The organism is Psychrobacter urativorans, from assembly GCF_904846675.1.
GTDB classification, from domain to species: domain Bacteria; phylum Pseudomonadota; class Gammaproteobacteria; order Pseudomonadales; family Moraxellaceae; genus Psychrobacter; species Psychrobacter urativorans_B.
The window spans coordinates 38,361-59,037 of the sequence record NZ_CAJHBT010000005.1 but is presented as its reverse complement, the minus strand read 5'-3'; the positions used below and the strand labels follow the sequence as shown (position 1 = coordinate 59,037).

18 protein-coding genes are annotated in these 20,677 nt (G+C 41.6%); 2 read left to right on the top strand and 16 right to left on the bottom strand.

Annotated features, from left to right (window positions below; genetic code table 11):
* Window positions 1-232 precede the first annotated feature (232 nt).
* A complete protein-coding gene (locus tag JMY06_RS04095) occupies window positions 233-1,867 on the top strand; it encodes a BCCT family transporter (protein ID WP_201616396.1) in 1,635 nt (544 codons plus the stop codon).
* 184 nt (window positions 1,868-2,051) lie between these two features.
* On the opposite strand, the gene rraA is transcribed toward JMY06_RS04095, so the two are convergent.
* Together rraA and JMY06_RS04085 are read right to left on the bottom strand one after the other, a co-directional pair.
* A complete protein-coding gene (rraA, locus tag JMY06_RS04090; RefSeq protein ID WP_201528633.1) occupies window positions 2,052-2,585 on the bottom strand; it encodes a ribonuclease E activity regulator RraA in 534 nt (177 codons plus the stop codon).
* Window positions 2,586-2,671: 86 nt separating this feature from the next.
* Window positions 2,672-3,373 (bottom strand): NAD-dependent epimerase/dehydratase family protein, encoded by a 702-nt coding sequence (locus JMY06_RS04085; protein WP_201528635.1) that lies wholly within the window; start codon window positions 3,371-3,373, stop codon window positions 2,672-2,674.
* Between the two features lie 465 nt (window positions 3,374-3,838).
* On the opposite strand from JMY06_RS04085, the gene rpsT reads away from it, so the two are divergent.
* Window positions 3,839-4,105 (top strand): 30S ribosomal protein S20, encoded by a 267-nt coding sequence (gene rpsT, locus JMY06_RS04080; RefSeq protein WP_201558851.1) that lies wholly within the window; start codon window positions 3,839-3,841, stop codon window positions 4,103-4,105.
* A gap of 128 nt (window positions 4,106-4,233) precedes the next feature.
* Here rpsT and JMY06_RS04075 read toward each other — a convergent pair whose 3' ends face one another.
* The 14 genes from JMY06_RS04075 to hemE form a co-directional block, all read right to left on the bottom strand.
* Complete coding sequence (locus JMY06_RS04075) at window positions 4,234-5,070, bottom strand: histidine phosphatase family protein (RefSeq protein ID WP_201616393.1); 837 nt, start codon at window positions 5,068-5,070, stop codon at window positions 4,234-4,236.
* Between the two features lie 135 nt (window positions 5,071-5,205).
* Window positions 5,206-6,003, bottom strand: coding sequence for a metallophosphoesterase (locus tag JMY06_RS04070; RefSeq protein ID WP_201616390.1), 798 nt, complete (start codon window positions 6,001-6,003; stop codon window positions 5,206-5,208).
* Window positions 6,004-6,210: 207 nt separating this feature from the next.
* On the bottom strand, window positions 6,211-6,897 hold the full coding sequence (gene pyrF / locus JMY06_RS04065) for an orotidine-5'-phosphate decarboxylase (protein ID WP_413786882.1): 687 nt from the start codon (window positions 6,895-6,897) through the stop codon (window positions 6,211-6,213).
* Between the two features lie 168 nt (window positions 6,898-7,065).
* Entirely contained in the window at window positions 7,066-7,485 is a 420-nt protein-coding gene (locus tag JMY06_RS04060; RefSeq protein WP_201528657.1) for a lipopolysaccharide assembly protein LapA domain-containing protein, read from the bottom strand.
* 106 nt (window positions 7,486-7,591) lie between these two features.
* Window positions 7,592-7,897, bottom strand: a complete 306-nt coding sequence (locus JMY06_RS04055; RefSeq protein ID WP_201528643.1) for an integration host factor subunit beta — start codon at window positions 7,895-7,897, stop codon at window positions 7,592-7,594.
* Between the two features lie 389 nt (window positions 7,898-8,286).
* Entirely contained in the window at window positions 8,287-9,978 is a 1,692-nt protein-coding gene (gene rpsA / locus JMY06_RS04050; protein WP_201528659.1) for a 30S ribosomal protein S1, read from the bottom strand.
* Window positions 9,979-10,334: 356 nt separating this feature from the next.
* Window positions 10,335-11,039, bottom strand: a complete 705-nt coding sequence (gene cmk, locus JMY06_RS04045; protein WP_201616525.1) for a (d)CMP kinase — start codon at window positions 11,037-11,039, stop codon at window positions 10,335-10,337.
* 248 nt (window positions 11,040-11,287) lie between these two features.
* Window positions 11,288-11,848, bottom strand: a complete 561-nt coding sequence (gene tadA, locus JMY06_RS04040) for a tRNA adenosine(34) deaminase TadA (protein ID WP_320157843.1) — start codon at window positions 11,846-11,848, stop codon at window positions 11,288-11,290.
* A 41-nt stretch (window positions 11,849-11,889) separates the two neighbouring features.
* Window positions 11,890-12,642, bottom strand: coding sequence for a uracil-DNA glycosylase (locus JMY06_RS04035; RefSeq protein ID WP_201528645.1), 753 nt, complete (start codon window positions 12,640-12,642; stop codon window positions 11,890-11,892).
* Between the two features lie 349 nt (window positions 12,643-12,991).
* Entirely contained in the window at window positions 12,992-15,514 is a 2,523-nt protein-coding gene (clpA, locus tag JMY06_RS04030) for an ATP-dependent Clp protease ATP-binding subunit ClpA (protein WP_201616387.1), read from the bottom strand.
* An 811-nt stretch (window positions 15,515-16,325) separates the two neighbouring features.
* The gene (locus JMY06_RS04025; protein ID WP_201529095.1) at window positions 16,326-16,733 is read right to left on the bottom strand and encodes an ATP-dependent Clp protease adaptor ClpS; all 408 of its coding nucleotides are present in this window, start codon (window positions 16,731-16,733) and stop codon (window positions 16,326-16,328) included.
* 138 nt (window positions 16,734-16,871) lie between these two features.
* Complete coding sequence (locus JMY06_RS04020) at window positions 16,872-17,807, bottom strand: hypothetical protein (protein WP_201616385.1); 936 nt, start codon at window positions 17,805-17,807, stop codon at window positions 16,872-16,874.
* A gap of 264 nt (window positions 17,808-18,071) precedes the next feature.
* Complete coding sequence (gene argC / locus JMY06_RS04015) at window positions 18,072-19,139, bottom strand: N-acetyl-gamma-glutamyl-phosphate reductase (protein ID WP_201616382.1); 1,068 nt, start codon at window positions 19,137-19,139, stop codon at window positions 18,072-18,074.
* A gap of 140 nt (window positions 19,140-19,279) precedes the next feature.
* A complete protein-coding gene (hemE, locus tag JMY06_RS04010; RefSeq protein WP_201616379.1) occupies window positions 19,280-20,416 on the bottom strand; it encodes a uroporphyrinogen decarboxylase in 1,137 nt (378 codons plus the stop codon).
* Window positions 20,417-20,677 lie beyond the last annotated feature (261 nt).

The following is a 20,677-nucleotide window of genomic DNA, read 5'->3' as shown; positions in this document are numbered from 1 at the left end:
TTCTTTCTGCCTATTTGGCGGTCTCAGATAAGCGCTTAAAGTCCTTATCCTAGTGATAACTTTTATTTTAGTTACCATTAGGATATTGAGCGCTTTAATTGATTCTAACCGCTTTATATTGTGCATCTTATTATACGGCAAGCTGAAAACCTGCGTAGTACAGCATCGAGTGCTGTGATAACTGCGCGTACAAGCAAACCACTTGCCAAATCCATCAGGAAATTCATTACCTATGAGAGAGCACAAAAAAATCCCCAAAGTATTACTCGACAAGTTTCAACGTAAGCTTTATACCACTAAGCATAAAATTGGTGAAAATAATGTCAATATTCTCGGGTTAGAGCTCCATAACCCTGTGTTTTTTGTCACCGCTCTTGCTGTTATTGGCTTTGTATTATTTACCCTACTGCTCCCTGAGACCTCTAAGTTATGGCTCAATGGCACCAAAGACTGGGTAGTCAACAGTTTTGATTGGTTCTTTGTCAGCGCGGCCAACATTATGGTGGTATTCAGTCTGCTGCTTATTGTCTCACCCTATGGCAATATTCGGATCGGCGGTATCAATGCCAAGCCCGACTTCAAACGGGCCTCCTGGTTGGCTATGCTGTTCGCTGCGGGTATGGGCATTGGCTTGATGTTTTGGAGTGTCGCTGAACCTTTAGCGTATGCTAGCGGTTGGGCAGGAACGCCACTTGGGGTCGAGGCCGATAGCCCCGAAGCCTTTAGAGCCGCAATGGGCGCGACGATGTATCATTGGGGGCTACACCCATGGGCCATCTATGCGGTAGTAGGCTTGTCATTGGCGATATTTGCCTATAACTTTCGCTTTCCTTTGACCATGCGCTCGGCATTTTATCCACTTTTAAAAGAAAAAACGTGGGGATGGCCGGGGCATATTATTGATGTATTGGCGGTATTGGCCACTATCTTTGGTTTAGCGACATCTCTCGGTCTTGGTGCCCAACAAGCGGCAAGTGGACTGAACTACTTATTTGGTTGGGACTTTGCAGGCAATACTCTTGAAATAATTATTATTGTATTGGTCACCGGGCTGGCAACTATTTCGGTAGCACGAGGTATTGATGGCGGCGTAAAGTTGTTAAGTAATATTAATATGCTGGTAGCGGCATTGCTATTATTATTTGTCTTCTTTGTGGGCAATTCCCTAGGGCTTATCGGTAAAATAGTTGAAACAGCCGTAGACTATGTCACTTATATTATTCCTTTATCCAATCCCGTAGGCCGTAGCGACAGTGACTTTTACCATACTTGGACTATATTTTATTGGGCGTGGTGGATCAGCTGGTCGCCATTCGTTGGGATGTTTATCGCACGGATATCTAAAGGGCGTACCGTACGTGAATTCCTTATCTCTGTGATGCTAGCACCAACACTCGTCACTATCGTATGGATGACCATATTTGGACAAACGGGTCTCAGTCAATATACCAACCAAGTTGGAGAATTGTCAGGCGGCATTAGTGACGCCTCTCTCACCTTATTTCAGATGCTGGATAACTTGCCATTGGCTACGTTTACCTCATTAATTGCCATTGTTTTAGTGATGGTATTTTTTGTGACTTCATCAGATTCAGGATCACTCGTCATCGATACGATTACTGCTGGAGGCAAGCTTGAATCACCTATGTCGCAGCGCGTATTTTGGGCGATTGCCGAAGGCTGTATCGCAGTCGCTCTACTCTATGGTGGTGGTACTGAGGCGCTTACAACCATTCAAGCCGGCTCTGTTAGTACCGGTTTGCCCTTTACTCTCCTCTTGATTATTATGTGTGTTAGTCTGTGGTTAGGGCTACGCCGTATTTATAAAGTTCGTGAGCAGATGCTTTCTGAGTTAGAAAAGTATTAGTATTTCTGTTTAAGGGCTATTGTCTAACAAGCTATAGAACTAAAAAGCTATAGCCTGTTTAAACGTAAAAATCCCAGCCTATTAAAAGCTGGGATTTTTATTTTTTATAGCGCTATATTTTATATCAACTAACAGAAGCACTGTTAATTCCTTAGTTTCAGTAAGTTTTAATTTTAAGCTTTTATTATATGAGAGGCTTATCGCTAGCAATCATACCGTTGTTATCGGCATAAATGAACATACCTGAATTTAAGGTTAAATCACCGAAGCTAATTTCAATATCGGTCTGGCCTTCATCGCGGCGCGTTGATTTACGCGGGATACAACCTAGCGCCATAACCCCAATCTCCATCTGTGCCATATCATCGACATCACGGACGCAACCATAGACCACTACCCCAGCCCAATCGTTATCAATCGCCGCTTGTGCAATCATATCGCCTAGTAATGCGCAGCGCATTGAGCCGCCGCCATCAACGACCAATACTTTACCATCACCATTTTTATCTTTACCGTTACTATTTAGAAGCTCTTTAACGCGGCTATTGTCTTCAAAACATTTTACGGTCACGATTTCACCGCAGAACTTGTCTTTAGCACCGAAGCTATAAAACGATTTACCTTCGATGTTCGGCAAGCAGACTTGCGACTCAGGATTGGCATCCAATAAATCACAGGTAACAAAGTTTTCTTTATTTATAGTGGTCGATTCTGACATAATTATCTTCCTTGTTGTTTTTTAATAAAATATACTTAGGCTATTATTTTCGAATTAAAACTGCTTTTGATCTAACGCAACTTAGCTTACTGTTTTGCACGCGTCATCGCAAGCATCTGCTTATTCTCAATAATAGTAGTGTCAGCAGACATGGTGTCAGAATAATATTTACGACGCTCATAGGCATCTTGTGCAGTCACTGCCATAGCAATTGCCACGCGCTTGGCGGAAATGGGGTGAAGCGGTAAGGACTCTGAAACCAAGGGAGAGATGAGCTGAAAAGCTTTCTGGCTAATGCTCTCAAGCGGGCGACCTTTATGCTTACCTAGTAATAACGACGGGCGAAAAACAACCAACTGAGTAAAGTCTAACGCCGTAATAGCCTGTTCAGTTTCCGCCTTCACACGATTATATAAAAACCGGCTATCGCTATCAGCATTCATAGAGGACAATAAAAAGAAATTCTCGACCCCTTTATCTCGGCACAGCGTAGCAAAAGTGACATTATAATCGTAATCAACTTTGCGAAAAGCGTCATCGCTGCCGGCCTGCTTTTTAGTAGTACCCAAGCAGCTAAAGGCATCAGTCGTTCGACCAGCGCCCACACTAGCAAACACTTCCGTTAGATTATCAAAATCATTGACCTGATAAAAGCGCATGCTGGCATTGATATAGCGCGGCGGGCGCCGCGCAATCACAATCAAAGTCTCATAAAGCTCGCTAAGCTGTTTGATAAGGTATTGCCCTACAAGTCCTGTGGCACCGATTACAATTGCTTTTCGCTGCATATCCCATCCATCTTTTTATAGTTATGAATTACAATCATGACGTTTACAGTCATGAAATGTCATAAAGCTAATACATCGTTTGGATGTAAGTTATTTTATTATAATATATCTGCTAGCATCAATTTCATATTCTATATAAGGTACGCTATAACTGACGCTATCATTCATAATTTATTGTAAGATATTTTGTCAGATTGCGCTTTCTGAACGCTATTGGCGTCCATCAACACAACTTCTTTGAGCATTGATCATCAAATATATTGTCCTAAGCGCAATAATTTGCTAAGATAACCGCCTTTACACGTTGAAGCTGTTTAATTATTCCAAACAGCCTTGGCGCAAGCGATGACTTATCATCGACATCATATTTGACGAGACGGCTGCTCGTCATCGATGATTGTACAATTTATTCTTTATTACAATCAACTTTCATATTTTTATCTGTCTTTCATAAAGGAGATACGCGTGGCTAATACTGCACAAGCTCGTAAACGTGCCCGTCAAAATACCAAACGTCGTCAAAACTCTGCATCACAACGCTCAATGGTTCGTACTTATTTGAAGCGTATTGATGCAGCAATCGCAGCTAAAGATTACGATGCGGCAACTGAAGCTTATAAAAAAGCGGTACCAGTTCTTGATCGTATGGCTGACAAAGGTATTATTCATAAGAATAAAGCTGCTCGTCGCAAGAGCCGCCTGAACAAAACAATCAAAGGCTTACAAGCTTAAGATTCGTTTGGTTTAGATCGTACGCACAAAAAAACCTTGTCTTAGTGACAAGGTTTTTTTATATCTGTTTATAAACACGCAGACTTAGAAAAAATTATTGACAACAATTCCATATTAAGTTGGGTAAACTAGGTCCACTTTACCTCTGGCGGTAGCAGTAATTTGCTAGAATGAAATCCTGCTGCAAAATAACCCTCTAATAAAGCACTTACGGGCCGGATATAAATCTTGCCGCGCCAGACAAAATAAGCATTGGCCTTCCTAAAAGGCTTGTCATCAAACCATAAAAACACCCCTTCCATCATCTTTGGCCAGTCATTCCAATCAATCTCAGGCACATCAAGCATAACTGCTAAAAATGCAGACAATAGAGTGTCATGACTGACTGCCAGCATTAGGTGCCCTTGTTGCGGCTGATGCTGATAGAACAAGGATAAGATATCAAGCCCGCCTTGATATGCGTTTTTTGTACCCTCAAGACTGCCCTGTAAAAATCTATTGATAAAGTTAAGGACACCAATCTCTTTAAATACCACATTGGCGAGTTCAGGCTCAGTGACCAAACTCCCAGGCTCGACTAATAAAGACTGATGGGCAATATGACGCTGTAAACCGGCACCTTCTTGCATCAGCTGTGCCGTATCGATACAACGGCCAATAGGGCTTGAAATGCTGTCGACATCAAGAGAATACGGCAGATGACCTGATAGCCATCGCCCCCAAGACTTAGCCAATACGCGGCCTTTGGGCGTCAATGGTAGCTGGTAGCTGGCAAAGCCATTACCGTCGGAGCGCTCACGTAGTGAATGCCTAGTAAATAATATCAGGCGCTTATCTGTAGGCAATAGGCTAACCGAAGATATCATACTATCCGGCAGGTGTGCAGGTGCCGTCACGCTTGGACTAGGTGCTATTCGAGGCTCTGCTCGCAGCTCAGGATTAGGAGAATCAGAAAGTTTACTCATGGTAGCTAGCGTAGCAGATTTTTTGTCCAGAGTGAACGAAATACAAATTTAATAGCAATAAAGTTATTAATTGCAGAGTCATTCACTGTAAAATTGTTAGCTATAACAACAAGCTTCCTAATAAAAGCTAATACCTTAGTCAATATCAACCACCTTATCCCATGCAAATTCTATCGCAGTACTACTCACCTCATTTGGATAAGCGCGTGGATTGACGACCACTCGAGTTTTATCAATTCGATAGTCAAAGGCCTCATGCGTATGACCATGTACCCACAGTGTAGGTGCCCAAGGTTCATGCATCCAGGCTGAGAAGTCACTGACAAAGGCGGCATTGCTTGGCAAGCTGGCATACTTCTCGGAGACTGATAATGGGCTGATACTATGATGGCTCATCACCACTGTTTTTTTACCCAGCTCTTTCGATGTTATCAATGCCTGCTGTAACCATTGACGCTGCTCATTATGTAAGCGCATAGACATCTCAGGTGAGAACAAATCGCCACCGGCATAGATTTGCTTATAATCACGCATAAAACGCTTAGCAACCGCCATGGTGTCTTCATTCGCTTGATACTGATAGTCAGTCCATAAGGTACAGCCTAAAATCCGTACTTCACCAATATCAATGTGCTGGCATTGCAGGACGCGAACGCCTTTGTTATCAACCACACTATAATTGTCCCACATCGCCAGTTTTTTATCAAAATGCAGCACATCTTCATTAAAGTATTCATGATTCCCAGCGATAGTAATGACCGGCACTTGCAAGCGTTCGGCTTGTTCTTGTAGCCATGGCATCCCACTATCACTGTTTGCGGTGTCACCAGCAACTAAAACCACATCAGCATCAGTCTTAGGAATATGGCCCAACGGATGTGATTGTCTGGCATAGCTATCGATGTGCAAGTCACTTACAATTTGTAATTTCATACGATCCAATATTAATAATAAAATATAAGTTAGTGAATTTATCTAGTGTAGCATTTATCTATCAGATATTAAAAAGTAAAAAAAGACAACGTAACGGTTGTCTTTTTCACTACATATTTGAGAGCAGCTACCTATTTCTAATAACTTATCTTTAATTATAATAGCTTGTCTTTGATAGATATCTCTAACAAAACGGCTTCTTATAGACTAGATACTTTGTAGTATCTTCTGTAATTTTACTGCTGGGTCATTGGCTTGAGTAATTGAGCGCCCAATAACCAAGTAGTCAGCACCATCGTTTAGGGCTTGCTTAGGCGTACAGATACGATGTTGATCATCAGCGTTGTCGTCTGGCAGACGGATACCCGGTGTTATCAACTTAAAATCAGCACCACAGAGCTCTTTGAGTACTTTGGCCTCTTGTGCCGAACACACTACCCCATCAAGACCGGCTTGCTGAGTCAACTGTGCTAAGCGGCTGACTTGGGTATCTAATTCATCAATAACACCAATCTGTGGCAATACATCACTGCTCATAGAGGTTAATACCGTTACTGCAATCAGTAGCGTCTCATAGTTACCATCCAACAGGCGCTGCTTGGCTAATGACAGGGCATCATAGCCGGCACTGGCGTGAACATTGACCATCCAAACGCCTAAATCAGCCGCAGCCAATACCGCTTGCGCAGTTGTATTAGGAATGTCATGGAACTTTAAATCCAAAAACACTTCAAACTGACGCTGTTGCAAGGCTTGCACGACTGCAGGTCCAGAGCGCGTAAACAGCTCTTTGCCCACTTTTAACCGGCATAACATTGGGTCTAGCTTATCTGCCAATGCCAACGCCGCATCCATCGTTAGATTGTCTAAAGCGACGATAACTGGAGAAGTCATTAAGTTAGGTATGCTCGAATTGGAAGTGCTGGTATTAAAACTGTCCGAATTATTAGTCATGGATTTACCATTTTATATCGAAATTTTATATTGAAGTCGTCAAATAATTATAAATATCAGCTGTCATTACTATTGAGCTTATTTATACCTAAACAAAACTATTTATTCTTAGTCACGTTTACGTTTCGTTAATACTGCAGATTCAGCAGGATAGACGTCATTTAAACGCGAGTTATCCTCTTCTATGTGAACGGCTGTCGCACCATAAACAGCCTCTTCTACAGTAGGAGAATTAGCCTGACGGTCGATAACGGTATTGGCTTGAGTAACCTGTTCCTGCAAGTTCTTATTGAGTTTTTGCAGCCGTGAAATTTCCCACTTATTCTGTAAGACACGAAACATCAATAATGCCAGTAGCACACCAATGATAATACCGAGCATTAGGCAAAGTATTAACAATAACCCTAAGTTCATGGTCGGTGCTTGTAAAAAAAGCAGGTTCACCCCAACGTCAGTATTATTTACTAATACTAAACCAAGGGCATAAGCAAAGCTCAAAAACAATAATACAAACAGTAAAAAGCGCATCATGCATATACCTCAGTTTTAAATAAAGTAGCCGTTTATCGATAGGATATCGCTACAAGTAAGCCGCCGCAAGTGGTGAGTAGCATTTATACCATTACTTTGACATTTATGACATTGCTACTTTGTCGTTCACCGCTTCACGCAGTGCTTTACCTGGCTTAAAGTGCGGAATAGCTTTGGCCGGAACTGGTACGCTCTCACCTGTTTTTGGGTTGCGTCCTGTACGGGCACGGCGGTGGTGGAGACAAAAACTACCAAAACCGCGTACTTCTACTCGACCATCATTTGCTAAGGTATTTACCATCAAGTTTAAAATTTCGCGTACGGCGTCATCAACCACCATATCGGTTATGTTGTCACAGTTAGCACTCAAATTGTCAATAAAATCGGACTTATTAATCGCTTGCTGCATTGTTACGCTTGCCTTATTGATTGATGTTTATCATAACTATCAGGTGAGTTCAACATTGAACAGCTGATATCCACCATGTATTGAAAAACAGTTAGTGTGAATGCTCCGCTTAGGGTGTTCTCATCGACATACCTTATTATCGTCACTTAAGAGTTCACAACGTTTCAAGCACTTAGTGCTATTTTACATTTTGTTACTCGATCTTGCAAATGATAGCAGCAATTAAAACAGATAGCAGTTGAATGCTGATTATATAAGTAGAGAACTTACTCCTAGTTGTTCAAGACTTAATAAGTGATAAAATTCGGGCACAAAAAAAAGCGACCGAAGTCGCTTTTTTATTATATTGCTATCTATTAAAAACTTATTAATGATTAAGAAAGAACGGCTTACTGCATTTGTTCTTTAATCAAATCACCAATTGTTTTTGGTTGGGCATCAGTAGCTTGTGGTGCGGCAGCGCTGCTACCACCCAAGTCTTTAATCGCTTGACGCTCTTCAGCTTCGTCTTTAGCTTTGATTGACAGGCTAAGGCTACGAGATTTACGATCGACGCTAATGATTTTAGCTTCAACATCATCACCAACAGACAGATGCTTAGTAGCATCTTCAACACGATCACGCTGGATTTCAGAGGCACGCAAGTAGCCTTCGACTTCCTCAGCAAGCTCGATAATAGCGCCTTTAGCATCAACTTCCTTCACTTTACCATTCACGATAGCACCGCGATCGTTACCGACTAGGTATTCGTTGAATGGATCTGAGCTTAGCTGTTTCACGCCTAGGCTGATACGGTTAGCTTCTGCATCTACAGACAATACCATCGCTTCTACGGTGTCACCTTTATTGTAGTTACGGATAGCATCTTCGCCAGTTTCATTCCAAGAAATATCAGACAGATGTACGAGACCATCAATACCGCCGTCTAGACCGATAAAGATACCAAAGTCGGTGATTGACTTGATAGTGCCAGTGATTTTGTCACCGCGCTCGTGTTTCTTATCAAACTCATCCCATGGATTAGCTAGAGTCTGTTTGATACCTAAGCTAATACGGCGACGCTCTTCGTCGATATCAAGAATCATTACATCAATATCATCACCAACTTGTACTACTTTTGATGGATGGATATTTTTGTTGGTATGATCCATCTCTGACACGTGAACTAGACCTTCAACCCCTTCAGAGATTTCAGCGAAACAACCATAATCTGTCAAGTTAGTTACGCGTGCTTTAACAATACTACCTACTGGATAGGTTCCGCCAACGTTATCCCAAGGATCAGTACCAAGCTGTTTTAGACCTAAACTGACGCGATTGCGTTCACGGTCAAACTTCAATACTTTAACTTTTAGGTCTTGACCAACTTCAACCACTTCAGATGGGTGCTTGATACGGCGCCATGCCATGTCAGTGATGTGCAGAAGACCATCAATACCACCAAGGTCAACGAACGCACCGTAATCAGTTAGGTTCTTAACGATACCTTCGATCTCGATACCTTCTTCAAGCTTGTTCAATAATTCTTCACGCTCAGCTGAGTTTTCAGCTTCCATAACAGCGCGGCGACTTACCACAACGTTGTTACGTTTTTGATCAAGCTTGATGACTTTAAATTCCAGCTCTTTGCCTTCTAGATGCGTGGTATCACGGATAGGGCGTACATCTACCAATGAGCCTGGCAGGAACGCGCGTACTGAACCCACGTCTACAGTAAAACCACCTTTTACTTTACTAGAAATAATACCTTTTACAATCTCATCGTTATCATAGATTTTTTCAAGGACATTCCACGTCTCGACGCGTTTGGCTTTTTCGCGTGACAGTAAGGTTTGACCCATACCGTTATCGACCGCTTCAACCACAACATCAACACTATCACCAATTTCTACTTCAAGTTCGCCTTCTTCGCTTAAAAACTCTTCACGAGCGACGATGCCTTCAGATTTTAGACCGGTATCTACAGTGATCCAGTCGCTATCAATGGCCACAACAGTACCTGTAATAACCGAGCCACGCTCGATATCCAGACCCTGCTCTTCAATGCTCGCTTCAAATAGTTCAGCAAATGATTCCATTATGTCTACCTTTGTATAGCCGTAGCCTGTCCAGCACAGTACGGATCAAATTTATGGTCATATAAAATGAAAGACTGGTTTTATATCTCATATCACCATATAAAAAAAACGGTTGTTATTAATAAGCTAATATTAACTTTAAAAAATTACTTAGCTGGCTTACTAACAACAACGGTCTTATTGATTAGGATGACAGCTATCCTATCCTGATCACTGTGATTTTATACTAAAATCAGACTCGATGGGTACTTTTTTATTTTTTTACGCATCGAGGTGACGCTTATCTTTTTGTTCAATTGATTGTTACTTACATATAAACTTCAGTTTCACTATTAAGAATTATCCTGAATATTGATAAACTAAAAATAAATTCCTTTCGCCTGACAATGTGCTTTAATTTTCTGATAAACCACATCTGCATTCAACGTTGAGCTATCGATTAATAGCGCATCCTCCGCAGGCTTTGATGGTGCGGCCGTACGATTTTCATCACGGTCATCACGCTCTTTAATTGTCGTCAAAATCGCTTCAAAATCTGCTATCTGTCCCGCATTGATAAGCTGAATAACACGGCGCTCGGCACGCGCTCTAGCACTAGCTGTCAAAAATATCTTAGCATCCGCATCCGGAAAGACGACCGTACCCATATCACGACCATCTGCAACCAATCCTGAACGAGTCGCCATATCTTGCTGCAATTTTAACAAGGCTTGGCGTACTTGTGGAAATACTGCCACTTGTGACGCGTAACCGCCAACGGTCTCATTACGAACCTGCTCACCTATCGTTTCATCATTAACGATAATATCAACCCGACCTGAGTCGTTATTGAGCTGAAAGGTAATCTGCAAACTTTGGGTCAGCTTTGATAGTGCTACCTCATCAATTAGATGTTGCGCGTCGGCAGTAATTAATCCTGCTGTAAAAGCTTTTAAACCGACAATGCGATACAACGCCCCTGAGTCCAGCAATCGATAGCCTAATGCTTGCGCTAATCGCCATGCCGCTGTGCCTTTACCCGCACCACTTGGCCCGTCAATGCAGATAACCGGATAACGTAACATTTGATTATCAATAGCGTTAGCATCAGTGGCTTTATTCGGTGACGTTAAGGCGGTCATAGTTAAGGGCTTATATTTAAGTATTGATATTTTTTATTTAGGTATTAATACACTGGCGCTTAATTATTTATTGAATGGCGTATTTTCAGATCACTAAATAGGGCAATATTATAGCAAATAATCGATGCTACCACTAGCGTTGTGGTTAATATCTTATGTATCAGCAATATATTGAACACCTTTCAAATATATTATGAAAGGCTTTGCTTATTTTTCTTCGTCAATTGCCGGCGCTTACGAAAAAAGTCTTTTAATATCTGACTACTATGCTGCGCACATAACCCTTGATTGGCTCGCATATAATGATTATAAAAGGGCTGTACAGGCAGATTCATTTGACTGCCAACCATGCCGGCACGTGGCTCACTCGCTGCATATACCAATCTATCAACACGCGCATGAATCAGCGCACCAACACACATCGTACACGGTTCTAAAGTGACATATAAGGTGGTGTCTGAAGGCAATCGGTAGTTATTTAGGTTCAAACATGCAGCCCTTAATGCCACAATCTCAGCATGAGCCGTCGCATCATGACGACCGATAGGCTCATTAAAACCGCTACCAATAACTTCGTGTTCATGTATCAACACGGCACCGACCGGTACTTCCCCACGCTCGCCACCGCGCTGAGCTAAAGCTAATGCACAACCCATCCACTTAACATCCTCTAGCGTCCAAAAAGTACGGTGGCTTATCTCGTCGTCAGCAGCAGCAGTATGATAAGGTTTTAGAAACTGATACGGTGGCAAAAAATGACTCCATTGCTATTGTTAACGACTACTATTATCGACTACTGGGGCAGCTGCCAATCGATCGCTTTTTGACCATGTTGCACAAGATAATCATTGGTTTTAGAAAAAGGTTTGGAGCCAAAGAAGCCACCGCGATTGGCTGCGAGTGGCGACGGATGTACCGCCGTCAAAATCAAATGCTTATCAGTATTGATATACTTACCTCTTTTCTGTGCTTTACTGCCCCAGAGGATAAATACGGTATGTTCTGTTTGCTCATTAACAATATTAATTACTTTATCGGTAAACGATTCCCACCCAGCGTTCTGATGGCTATTTGGCTCGCCTTCACTAACCGTCAATGAGCTGTTCAATAGCAATACCCCTTGCTGCGCCCAATAAGTCAAATCGCCATGCGCTGAGTAGCTGGTATTAATATCATCTGCCATTTCTTTGAGCACATTATTAAGTGACGGCGGCTTTGGAATTGTTTTCGGTACTGAAAATGACAATCCCATCGCCTGCCCCGGACGATGATAAGGGTCTTGACCCAATATTACCACTTTAACCTCTGATAAAGGCGTCAAATTAAAGGCATTAAACATTAAATTCGTGGGCGGGTAAATACTCACGTCTGACTGATAAGCTTGCTTTAAAAATGCCCGTAAGTCATCCATATTCTCTGAGGTCAGCTCATCTGCTAACGCTGTTTTCCAGTCTTCTGGCAGGCGTACGTTGTCCAAAATAGCTTGTTTTTGGTCAGCGGTTTTATTGGTCTTATCATCTGACTGCTCATTATCAAATAATTGCATTATAATTTAACCTTATTTTTAGTTGTTTTATAGCTGGTTGCTTTTATCTAATGGCTTTATGAAAAGTTAGGATACAGGGAACTGTGGTTTATATCGCTATAGTAGCATTGGAACTGCTATCAAAACGCCTGTCTATCTCGCAATGGTAGCAAAGAATTGTATTAAGTTTCGCTATAAAATAGGCTACTAGCACAAATAATCGCGTTAAACTGTTTATAAATGACCATAAAAAAACGGCTACTAATGATAGTAACCGTTTTTTATTTACTGAATAAGCTGATAAAAACTATTTTAGCTTAAAAGTAGCTTCTGTACATTAAAAGTAACTTCACATTAAAGACAATTCTACCTAGCTGGCTAATGATTCAGAGTCTGAGTGCGGCTCATGAGTCTCAACCACTGTTAAAACAATCCGACTATCGGCTGAGCCTTTATCGCTATTTTTATCAAGGCTAACTATGTCTTGTTCATCATCAGTTTGCTCTGGCTCTAAAGTAAGATGTACCACACCGCCATTGACCAATTCACCAAACAAAATCATACCTGCCAATGGCTTTTTAATCTCATCTTGAATGAGGCGCTGCATTGGACGCGCACCCATCAGACGATCATAGCCCTTCTCGGCTAAGTATTCGCGTACATCATCGTCAATCTCTAAGGTCACTTGTTTGTCATCAAGCTGTACTTGCAGCTCAACCAAGAATTTATCAACAACTGACACCACAATCGAGGTATCAAGCGGGTTGAACTGAATAATAGCATCCAGACGGTTGCGGAATTCAGGACTAAATACCCGTTTGAGTGATTCATTATTATCACGGCTATGATCTTGCTGAGTGAAACCCATAGACGAGCGACTGATACTCTCTGCACCTACGTTGGTGGTCATGATAACGATGACTTGTTTGAAGCTAGCAACACGGCCATTATTATCTGTCAATGTGCCATGATCCATGACTTGTAGTAATAAGTTAAAAACGTCAGGATGCGCTTTTTCAATCTCATCAAATAATAAGACACAATGCGGATGTTGATTAATCTTCTCAGTGAGCAAGCCACCTTGATCATAACCTACATAGCCAGGGGGCGCACCAATCAGACGTGAGGCAGTATGCGCCTCCATATATTCTGACATGTCAAAACGTACCAATTCAACACCTAATAGATTTGCCAATTGCCGTGACACTTCCGTTTTACCAACTCCTGTTGGGCCTGCAAACATGAAGGAGCCAATAGGTTTTTCTGGTTCTTTAAGGCCAGCCCGCGATAATTTAATCGCATCAGCAAGAGTCGCAATCGCCTCATCTTGACCAAACACGAGATGTTTTAAGTCGCGATCTAAATGCTCAAGAACACCTTTGTCATCACTTGATACTGACTTGGGCGGAATACGCGCTAACTTCGCAACGATCGCTTCGATATCTGCCACACCGATTTTCATAGGTGGTTTTTTGTTTTTAGCTTTCTCCGAATCATCAGTTTTAGACTTATCATTGGCTTTAGCAGCCGCTGCCTCATCTTGCATTTCATTATCTGTAGCGGCATCATCGTCGATATCATCAGCATTAAGCGCTTGCTCTAAATCAGCAATTAAACTCTCCTCTGCATTGATATCATCAGCGTCAGGGACAACACCCAAGCGCTTATAAGCGCCGGCTTCGTCGATAACGTCAATAGCCTTATCCGGCAAGAAGCGCTCATGAATATGCTTAGATGATAACTGTACCGCAGTAATTAACGCTTCATCGGTATATTCAACGTTGTGGAACTCTTCATAGCGGGGTTTAAGACCACGCAGGATATCGATACTCTCATCAACACTTGGTTCGTTCACATCGATTTTTTGGAAACGGCGTGATAATGCATGGTCTTTTTCAAATACTTGACGATACTCGGTAAAGGTGGTCGAACCCACACACCGCAGCTCACCATTGGCAAGGGCTGGCTTGATAAGGTTGGACACATCCATATTACTGCTCATGGAAGAGCCTGCACCGATAATCATATGAATCTCATCGATAAATAAGATGGCATTGGGTTTATTTTTGAGCGCATCAAGTAACGATTTCATACGTTTTTCAAAGTCGCCGCGATACTTAGTACCCGCAATCAAAGAACCGATATCTAGGCTATAAATTACACAGCCACTCAATGGTTTTGGCGCTTTATCATTGATAATCAACCAAGCTAAACCTTCAGCAATAGAAGTTTTGCCAACACCTGGCTCACCAACTAATAACGGGTTATTTTTGCGGCGGCGACACAATACTTGAGCAGCACGCTCAATCTCAGGACCACGGCCAATCAATGGATCAGTTTTGCCTTCGGCAGCACGCTGGTTCAAGTTACTGGCAAATTCTACTAAGGGATCTTTACTGGTTTTCTCTGACGCAGTACGGCGCTCACCTGACATCGAGGCACGTGGTTCAGCAGGTTCATCTTTATCCTGACCATGTGATAGATATTGGGTTAGCTCTAAGCGGCTAATGCCTTGTTTTTTGAGCAAGTAAACCGCATAGGTATCATGTTCTGAGAACATAGATACTAAGATATCTGAGCCTTCAACCAAACGACCACCACCGATAGATTGCACATGGAAAATGGCACGTTGCAGAATACGATCAAAACTTTGAGTAGGCTGCGGTGACTGTTCCATATCTGCATCTACGGTTGGCGTGTGCTTATCAATATAAGCTTCAAGCTCCATGCGTAGACTCGAGACGTTGGCATTACAGGCAGTTAAGGTATTGGCCGCGTGTGTATTCTCTAACAGCGCCAATAATAGGTGTTCAACAGTGAGATACTCGTGCGACTTTTGGCGCGCAAGCGTCATTGCTAAACGTAAAGAGACTTCAAGATGACGACTTAACATAACGAATTCCTACGGTTATACATATCTTTATAATTTATTTAAATACTTCTTATTTAAACACTCATTAATTAAATACTTAGTTACTAAATCAGGGCGGCAGCTGGATTGTTCAAGGGCAATATTTGGTTAGTAGCGACATTATTAGAGATTTACTTATTGATCAATAACGAATATTGGGCAATAACGGTATGACGGATAATAGTTGTAATGGTAGTTGTAGTAGTGTCATTTTTAATAATAATTAACGTTAGCTTTTCTTAATATCAACATGATAGAGATTCATAGTCAATCCATTAACAGCTATTAAAATGTATCAAACTTTATAAGGGCTGCCCAGTATACGATTCAAACAACCTCATTAGGCTACTATATTGCTACGTACTGAATGAGTTAGATTAACTGGACAGTCAATAACCAGCACATGGCCTATATAAATAATGATGTATGAGCAGTAAAATATGAGCAATCAAGAGAGCATAAGTAGTTAAGTATAATTAACAGCATATAAGTAATGAGTTAGAATGTGTCAGAAAAAGCGATAAGCAATTAATAAAGGTCGGACTAATAGAAGTCAATCATTAATAATAGTTAAGACTAGATCGAAATTCACTTACGACAATATCTGTATAGCATAAATATAGACTATATATTTATATGTTAGATATCTATATATGGACAATTGTGATAAAAATCAAGTGTATCAAGTTGATTAGGAGATAAAAACAGAAGGAAATATAGAAGAAAGCATAGGAAGGAAAAGAGAAAAAACTTAGATAGATTTTACAGTGAGGTAAAGCTAAAACGCCCTACCTTATTCACCTTGGTGCGGTTCTATTTGCGTTAATAATGGATAGCCTTCACGGTGCGCCAAACTGTTGACTTTTTTGGCTTTGGTTTCGGCGATATCTTTAGGATAAATACCGGCAACCCCCTTACTAGCATTATGAATGGTCATCATAATCTCAAATGCCGTTTCAATATTGTGCCGAAATTCTGACTGCAAAATATAGACCACAAACTCCATCGGCGTGTAATTATCGTTATACATCACCACTGCATACATTGGCGGCTTAGCCACTTCAGGCTCCGCGACCATAACATCCGCTTGCGGTGAGGTGTCGCCATCAGTATCATTATCTTGTGCACGGGGCCCTGCTGGCATACTTGGAAGATGCCAGTCGCAGACTGTCGGATAAGTCGTTAATAACACTTGTTTCATAATATTATCTGTTTCATCATAGTAGGACAGTTTCAAAAAAGTCGAGTTTGAATAAAAAGTTCAGGTAGCAGTAAAGTTATTTAAAAGCAATTTGTTACAAAGGTATTTTATTAACATCCTATTATTTAGAAGTTTCTTTTATTTAGGTGTTTCTTTCTTATCGGTCACTTTATCAGCAGCAATAGGGCTGGCATCAACTTCTGGTAAGTCTAGTAATGATAATGGCATGTCATCAACCCGATCACCGAGACTCCAGTCGTATAATTGTTCTACTTGTTGATCACCAGCTTCTAAACTAAGCTTAATTTGTAATGGCTTGAACCTTGCTGGCATTACAAAGCGACCACGGATACGTACAATGCCTTCGATCACATAATTCGCAGGATCTAGCGGTACTTCTATAAAGTTATCTTTATCCTGTAAGGTCATGATTACTGTTAGATTTTTCGCCTGACCGTCATCACTAAGCATTCCCACATCGAACCCGTATTCAAAGGCACTTTCAGGTAGGGGATCAATCTTAGCACCGAGAACCTGTAGCGGCATACCGCCCTTTTCAATGAGTAATTTTGCGTATAACTCATTGAGCTGGGAGACTTGCTTATTCTCTACTTTTAACGCTCGCTGCGTCTGACGTAGTTCATCTAAATTCGTCAAACTAATCGTCAGTTCTTGCTTGGCTGTAGCCACTTGATTGGTTAGGATTTTATGGCTGATACGTAGGTCTTTAAGCTCTTTACTGGCCTGCTCATTATTAACAGCTGCTTCTTTGGTTTCATTTTGTAATGAATAATAGCCACGTTGATAGCCTAGCTTATGACCAAGCATCAACCCAACTATCGCGGTCACCAGTACTGCTACCACAAATAATGCCAGTAGCCATGTTCCTGCGCCCTGTTGACTACCGCCAACAGATTGGAAGCTTATCATACGGCGTGTGTGCTTGGGAACCAACGGTAATGGCTGTTGAGGTAAGTCAGTGGTCTGAGATAAACCAGTTGACACAGATGCGGGCACAGGACACGGAAATCGTGGCAGCTGAAAGCGCAAGCGAGGGGCATTCTTAACACGCATCTAGACAGTATCTCTTAACAGGAAAGGCGAGATATTATAACGGAATCTACAGCTAATACCTAGCATGGCGCTGTAAGCATGCTGACTTCACAGTAAAGATTCTGTGATAAATAGGCATTAGACCTTGTATTAAATACTCGATTAAATGTTATTTATTGGAGATTATTTATTAATCATGACTTATTTTAGTGTATTAAATTAGTATTATTCATGACCGTAATTGAGTGATAACCGTTATTACATAGATGACAGTTAACAAAAAAATTAAGGAACGATAGGCGCACAGTTTAACCCTAATGTCTCATCAATCCCGAACATAACATTCATATTTTGCACCGCCTGTCCTGCCGCTCCCTTGACTAAATTATCCTGCACCACTAGCACTGTCAGCTCAGCGCGGTCGTTATCTTGATGCACCGCTATACGTAAGCGGTTGCTAGCACGGACACTGCGAGTATCCGGATAAATGCCGCTTGGCATCACATCAATAAAAGCCTCTTTGGCATAATTGGTTTCAAACTCTTGTTGCCAGTCAATGTCTTTTCCGGCCTCAGTCAGCTCCATATGAATCGAGCTAAACATGCCACGAATCATCGGTACTAAATGCGGCAAAAAGCGTACGCGCTGGGTAAATTGGCTATCTAATAATTGCGCGATACCTTGCTCTATTTCTGGCAAATGACGATGACCTGTCACCCCATACGCTTTAAAGTTATCAGTGGTTTCAGCATAATTAAGCGCGATACTTGCTTGGCGACCAGCTCCTGATACGCCCGATTTAGCATCAATAACAATACGGGCCTCAATCAGGCGCGTAGCTTGCTGATTTTGCGCCTTTATAATAGGTTTTAATCCTAAAATAGCGGTGGTCGGATAGCAACCAGGATTACCGACAATTAAAGCGTTCGCCAGCTTATCACGGTTTAGCTCAGTCAAGCCATAAACGGCTGTTTTGAGCAATTCAGGACAAGCATGCGGCTGCTGATACCAATGTTCAAAATCTGCTAGTGACTGCAAACGAAAATCAGCGGCCAAGTCGATAACTTTGACCCCAGCTTGGGTTAAAGCCTCGGCTTGCTTCATTGCAACCCCATGCGGCGTGGCAAAGAATACCACATCACATTGTTGCAAGGTAGACAAAGTCTCGTCCCCTAAATCACTAAAGACAATATCAGAGATACCGCGCAAACTTGGAAATATCTCATCAGCACGAGTACCCGCCTCACTACGCGAAGTCAATAAATCAATGGACACCTCAGGATGCGCAGATAGCAGACGAATAAGCTCGATGCCTGTGTATCCTGTCCCCCCAACAATGGCTGCTGAAATCATAAGATGTCCTTGTTTAGCAAATAAACTCTACATTGAATAAATATTAACTGTTAAACAAATATCAAAGGTAGCAATACGTCAATAGCATATTAAGCATACTCATTTTTGATAAATTTTACAGCTTTTATCTTTTACAGCTTTTATATTTTATAATCATGCACCGCATCAATAAAGACTTTAGCATGATCAGGGTCAACCCACTGAGTAATACCATGACCTAAGTTTGCGATATAGCCCGTCTTTTCGCCATCAGCATAGGCACTATCAAGCATCAACTTTACTTCAGCACGGATAGTTTCCGGTGAACCATAAAGCGTTGCAGGGTCTAAGTTACCTTGAATGGCTTTACTACGCTGTATTTTTTGATGCTGTTTGCTTAAGTGACCTTGGCTTGCAATTAACACTTTGCGTGCACGGTCTAGCGGCATCGTCCAGTCAAGTCCCAACGCATCGGCTTCACTATCCGCTTGAGTATCCAGCCACAGACCACCGCCTTTGGTAAATAAAACCACTGGAATATCAGGATGACGTACTTTCAACTCAGCAACGATGCGCTTATTGTACGCATGTGAAAACTCAATAAACTGACGATGGCCTAACGCTCCACCCCAACTATCAAATATCTGTAAGATTTGCGCACCAGCAATGATTTGCGCATCTAGATAGTCAATCACAGAAACCGCAATCTTATCAAGCAGCTGATGCAAAAACTCAGGTTTGCTATATAAAAAGCCTTTAGTATAACGATAGTCTTTTGAGCTGCCACCTTCAATCATATAAGTAGCCAATGTCCAAGGGCTGCCTGAAAAGCCAAATAATGGTACTTGTCCGTTTAGTTCTGTACGGATACTCGTCACTGCACGCATGACGTAATCGAGTGAATCATTGACGTCAAGTGTCGGTAGCCGATCAAGATCTGCTTGTGTACGTATAGGATATTTAAACTTAGGACCTTCACCAGTCTCAAAGTATAAGCCTAAACCCATGGCATCTGGAATGGTCAAGATATCACTGAATAAAATCGCTGCATCTAGATCCATACGTCGTAACGGCTGCATTGTCACTTCCGTGGCGCGGGCAGTATCTTTGCACAGGCTCATGAAGTCACCTGCTTCCGCACGAGTGGCTTTATACTCTGGTAAATAACGGCCAGCTTGACGCATCATCCATACTGGCGTGGTATCTACCGGCTCGAACCGTAGCGCGCGCAGCAGTCTATCGTTTTTGAGGGGAGCAAAGTTTTGCTTAGGCGAATTATTGTTGTCTGAGGCGCTCATGCACAAATCTCCAAAATAATACAATATTGATTATTGTTAAACGTAAATAGGGGCAGAAAAAATAGATGAATTAGGTTTAAAAAAGACGAAAGTAATTATAAAAAATATAAATCTTAAAATGCCCATATGTAATTAATGCCATAAAGATAAACTCTGTTATGGCATTAATGTCTTAATATTTATTACACGTAATTGTTATTAGCTTAACCAATAATAACTGGGTTTCATAGTTCAGCTATGTATCTACATGACTTAAAAACC

Coding starts and splice junctions, on each gene's coding strand:
- rraA (WP_201528633.1), bottom strand. CDS start 2,585: ATGTCAGAATCGACCACTATAAATAAAGAAAACTTTGTTACCTGTGAT.
- JMY06_RS04075 (WP_201616393.1), bottom strand. CDS start 5,070: ATGAGTAAACTTTCTGATTCTCCTAATCCTGAGCTGCGAGCAGAGCCT.
- pyrF (WP_413786882.1), bottom strand. CDS start 6,897: ATGACTTCTCCAGTTATCGTCGCTTTAGACAATCTAACGATGGATGCG.
- JMY06_RS04070 (WP_201616390.1), bottom strand. CDS start 6,003: ATGAAATTACAAATTGTAAGTGACTTGCACATCGATAGCTATGCCAGA.
- JMY06_RS04095 (WP_201616396.1), top strand. CDS start 233: ATGAGAGAGCACAAAAAAATCCCCAAAGTATTACTCGACAAGTTTCAA.
- JMY06_RS04060 (WP_201528657.1), bottom strand. CDS start 7,485: ATGCGCTTTTTACTGTTTGTATTATTGTTTTTGAGCTTTGCTTATGCC.
- cmk (WP_201616525.1), bottom strand. CDS start 11,039: ATGTTACGTTATCCGGTTATCTGCATTGACGGGCCAAGTGGTGCGGGT.
- JMY06_RS04035 (WP_201528645.1), bottom strand. CDS start 12,642: ATGCAATTATTTGATAATGAGCAGTCAGATGATAAGACCAATAAAACC.
- JMY06_RS04025 (WP_201529095.1), bottom strand. CDS start 16,733: ATGAAACAAGTGTTATTAACGACTTATCCGACAGTCTGCGACTGGCAT.
- JMY06_RS04020 (WP_201616385.1), bottom strand. CDS start 17,807: ATGCGTGTTAAGAATGCCCCTCGCTTGCGCTTTCAGCTGCCACGATTT.
- argC (WP_201616382.1), bottom strand. CDS start 19,139: ATGATTTCAGCAGCCATTGTTGGGGGGACAGGATACACAGGCATCGAG.
- JMY06_RS04085 (WP_201528635.1), bottom strand. CDS start 3,373: ATGCAGCGAAAAGCAATTGTAATCGGTGCCACAGGACTTGTAGGGCAA.
- JMY06_RS04055 (WP_201528643.1), bottom strand. CDS start 7,897: ATGCAGCAAGCGATTAATAAGTCCGATTTTATTGACAATTTGAGTGCT.
- hemE (WP_201616379.1), bottom strand. CDS start 20,416: ATGAGCGCCTCAGACAACAATAATTCGCCTAAGCAAAACTTTGCTCCC.
- clpA (WP_201616387.1), bottom strand. CDS start 15,514: ATGTTAAGTCGTCATCTTGAAGTCTCTTTACGTTTAGCAATGACGCTT.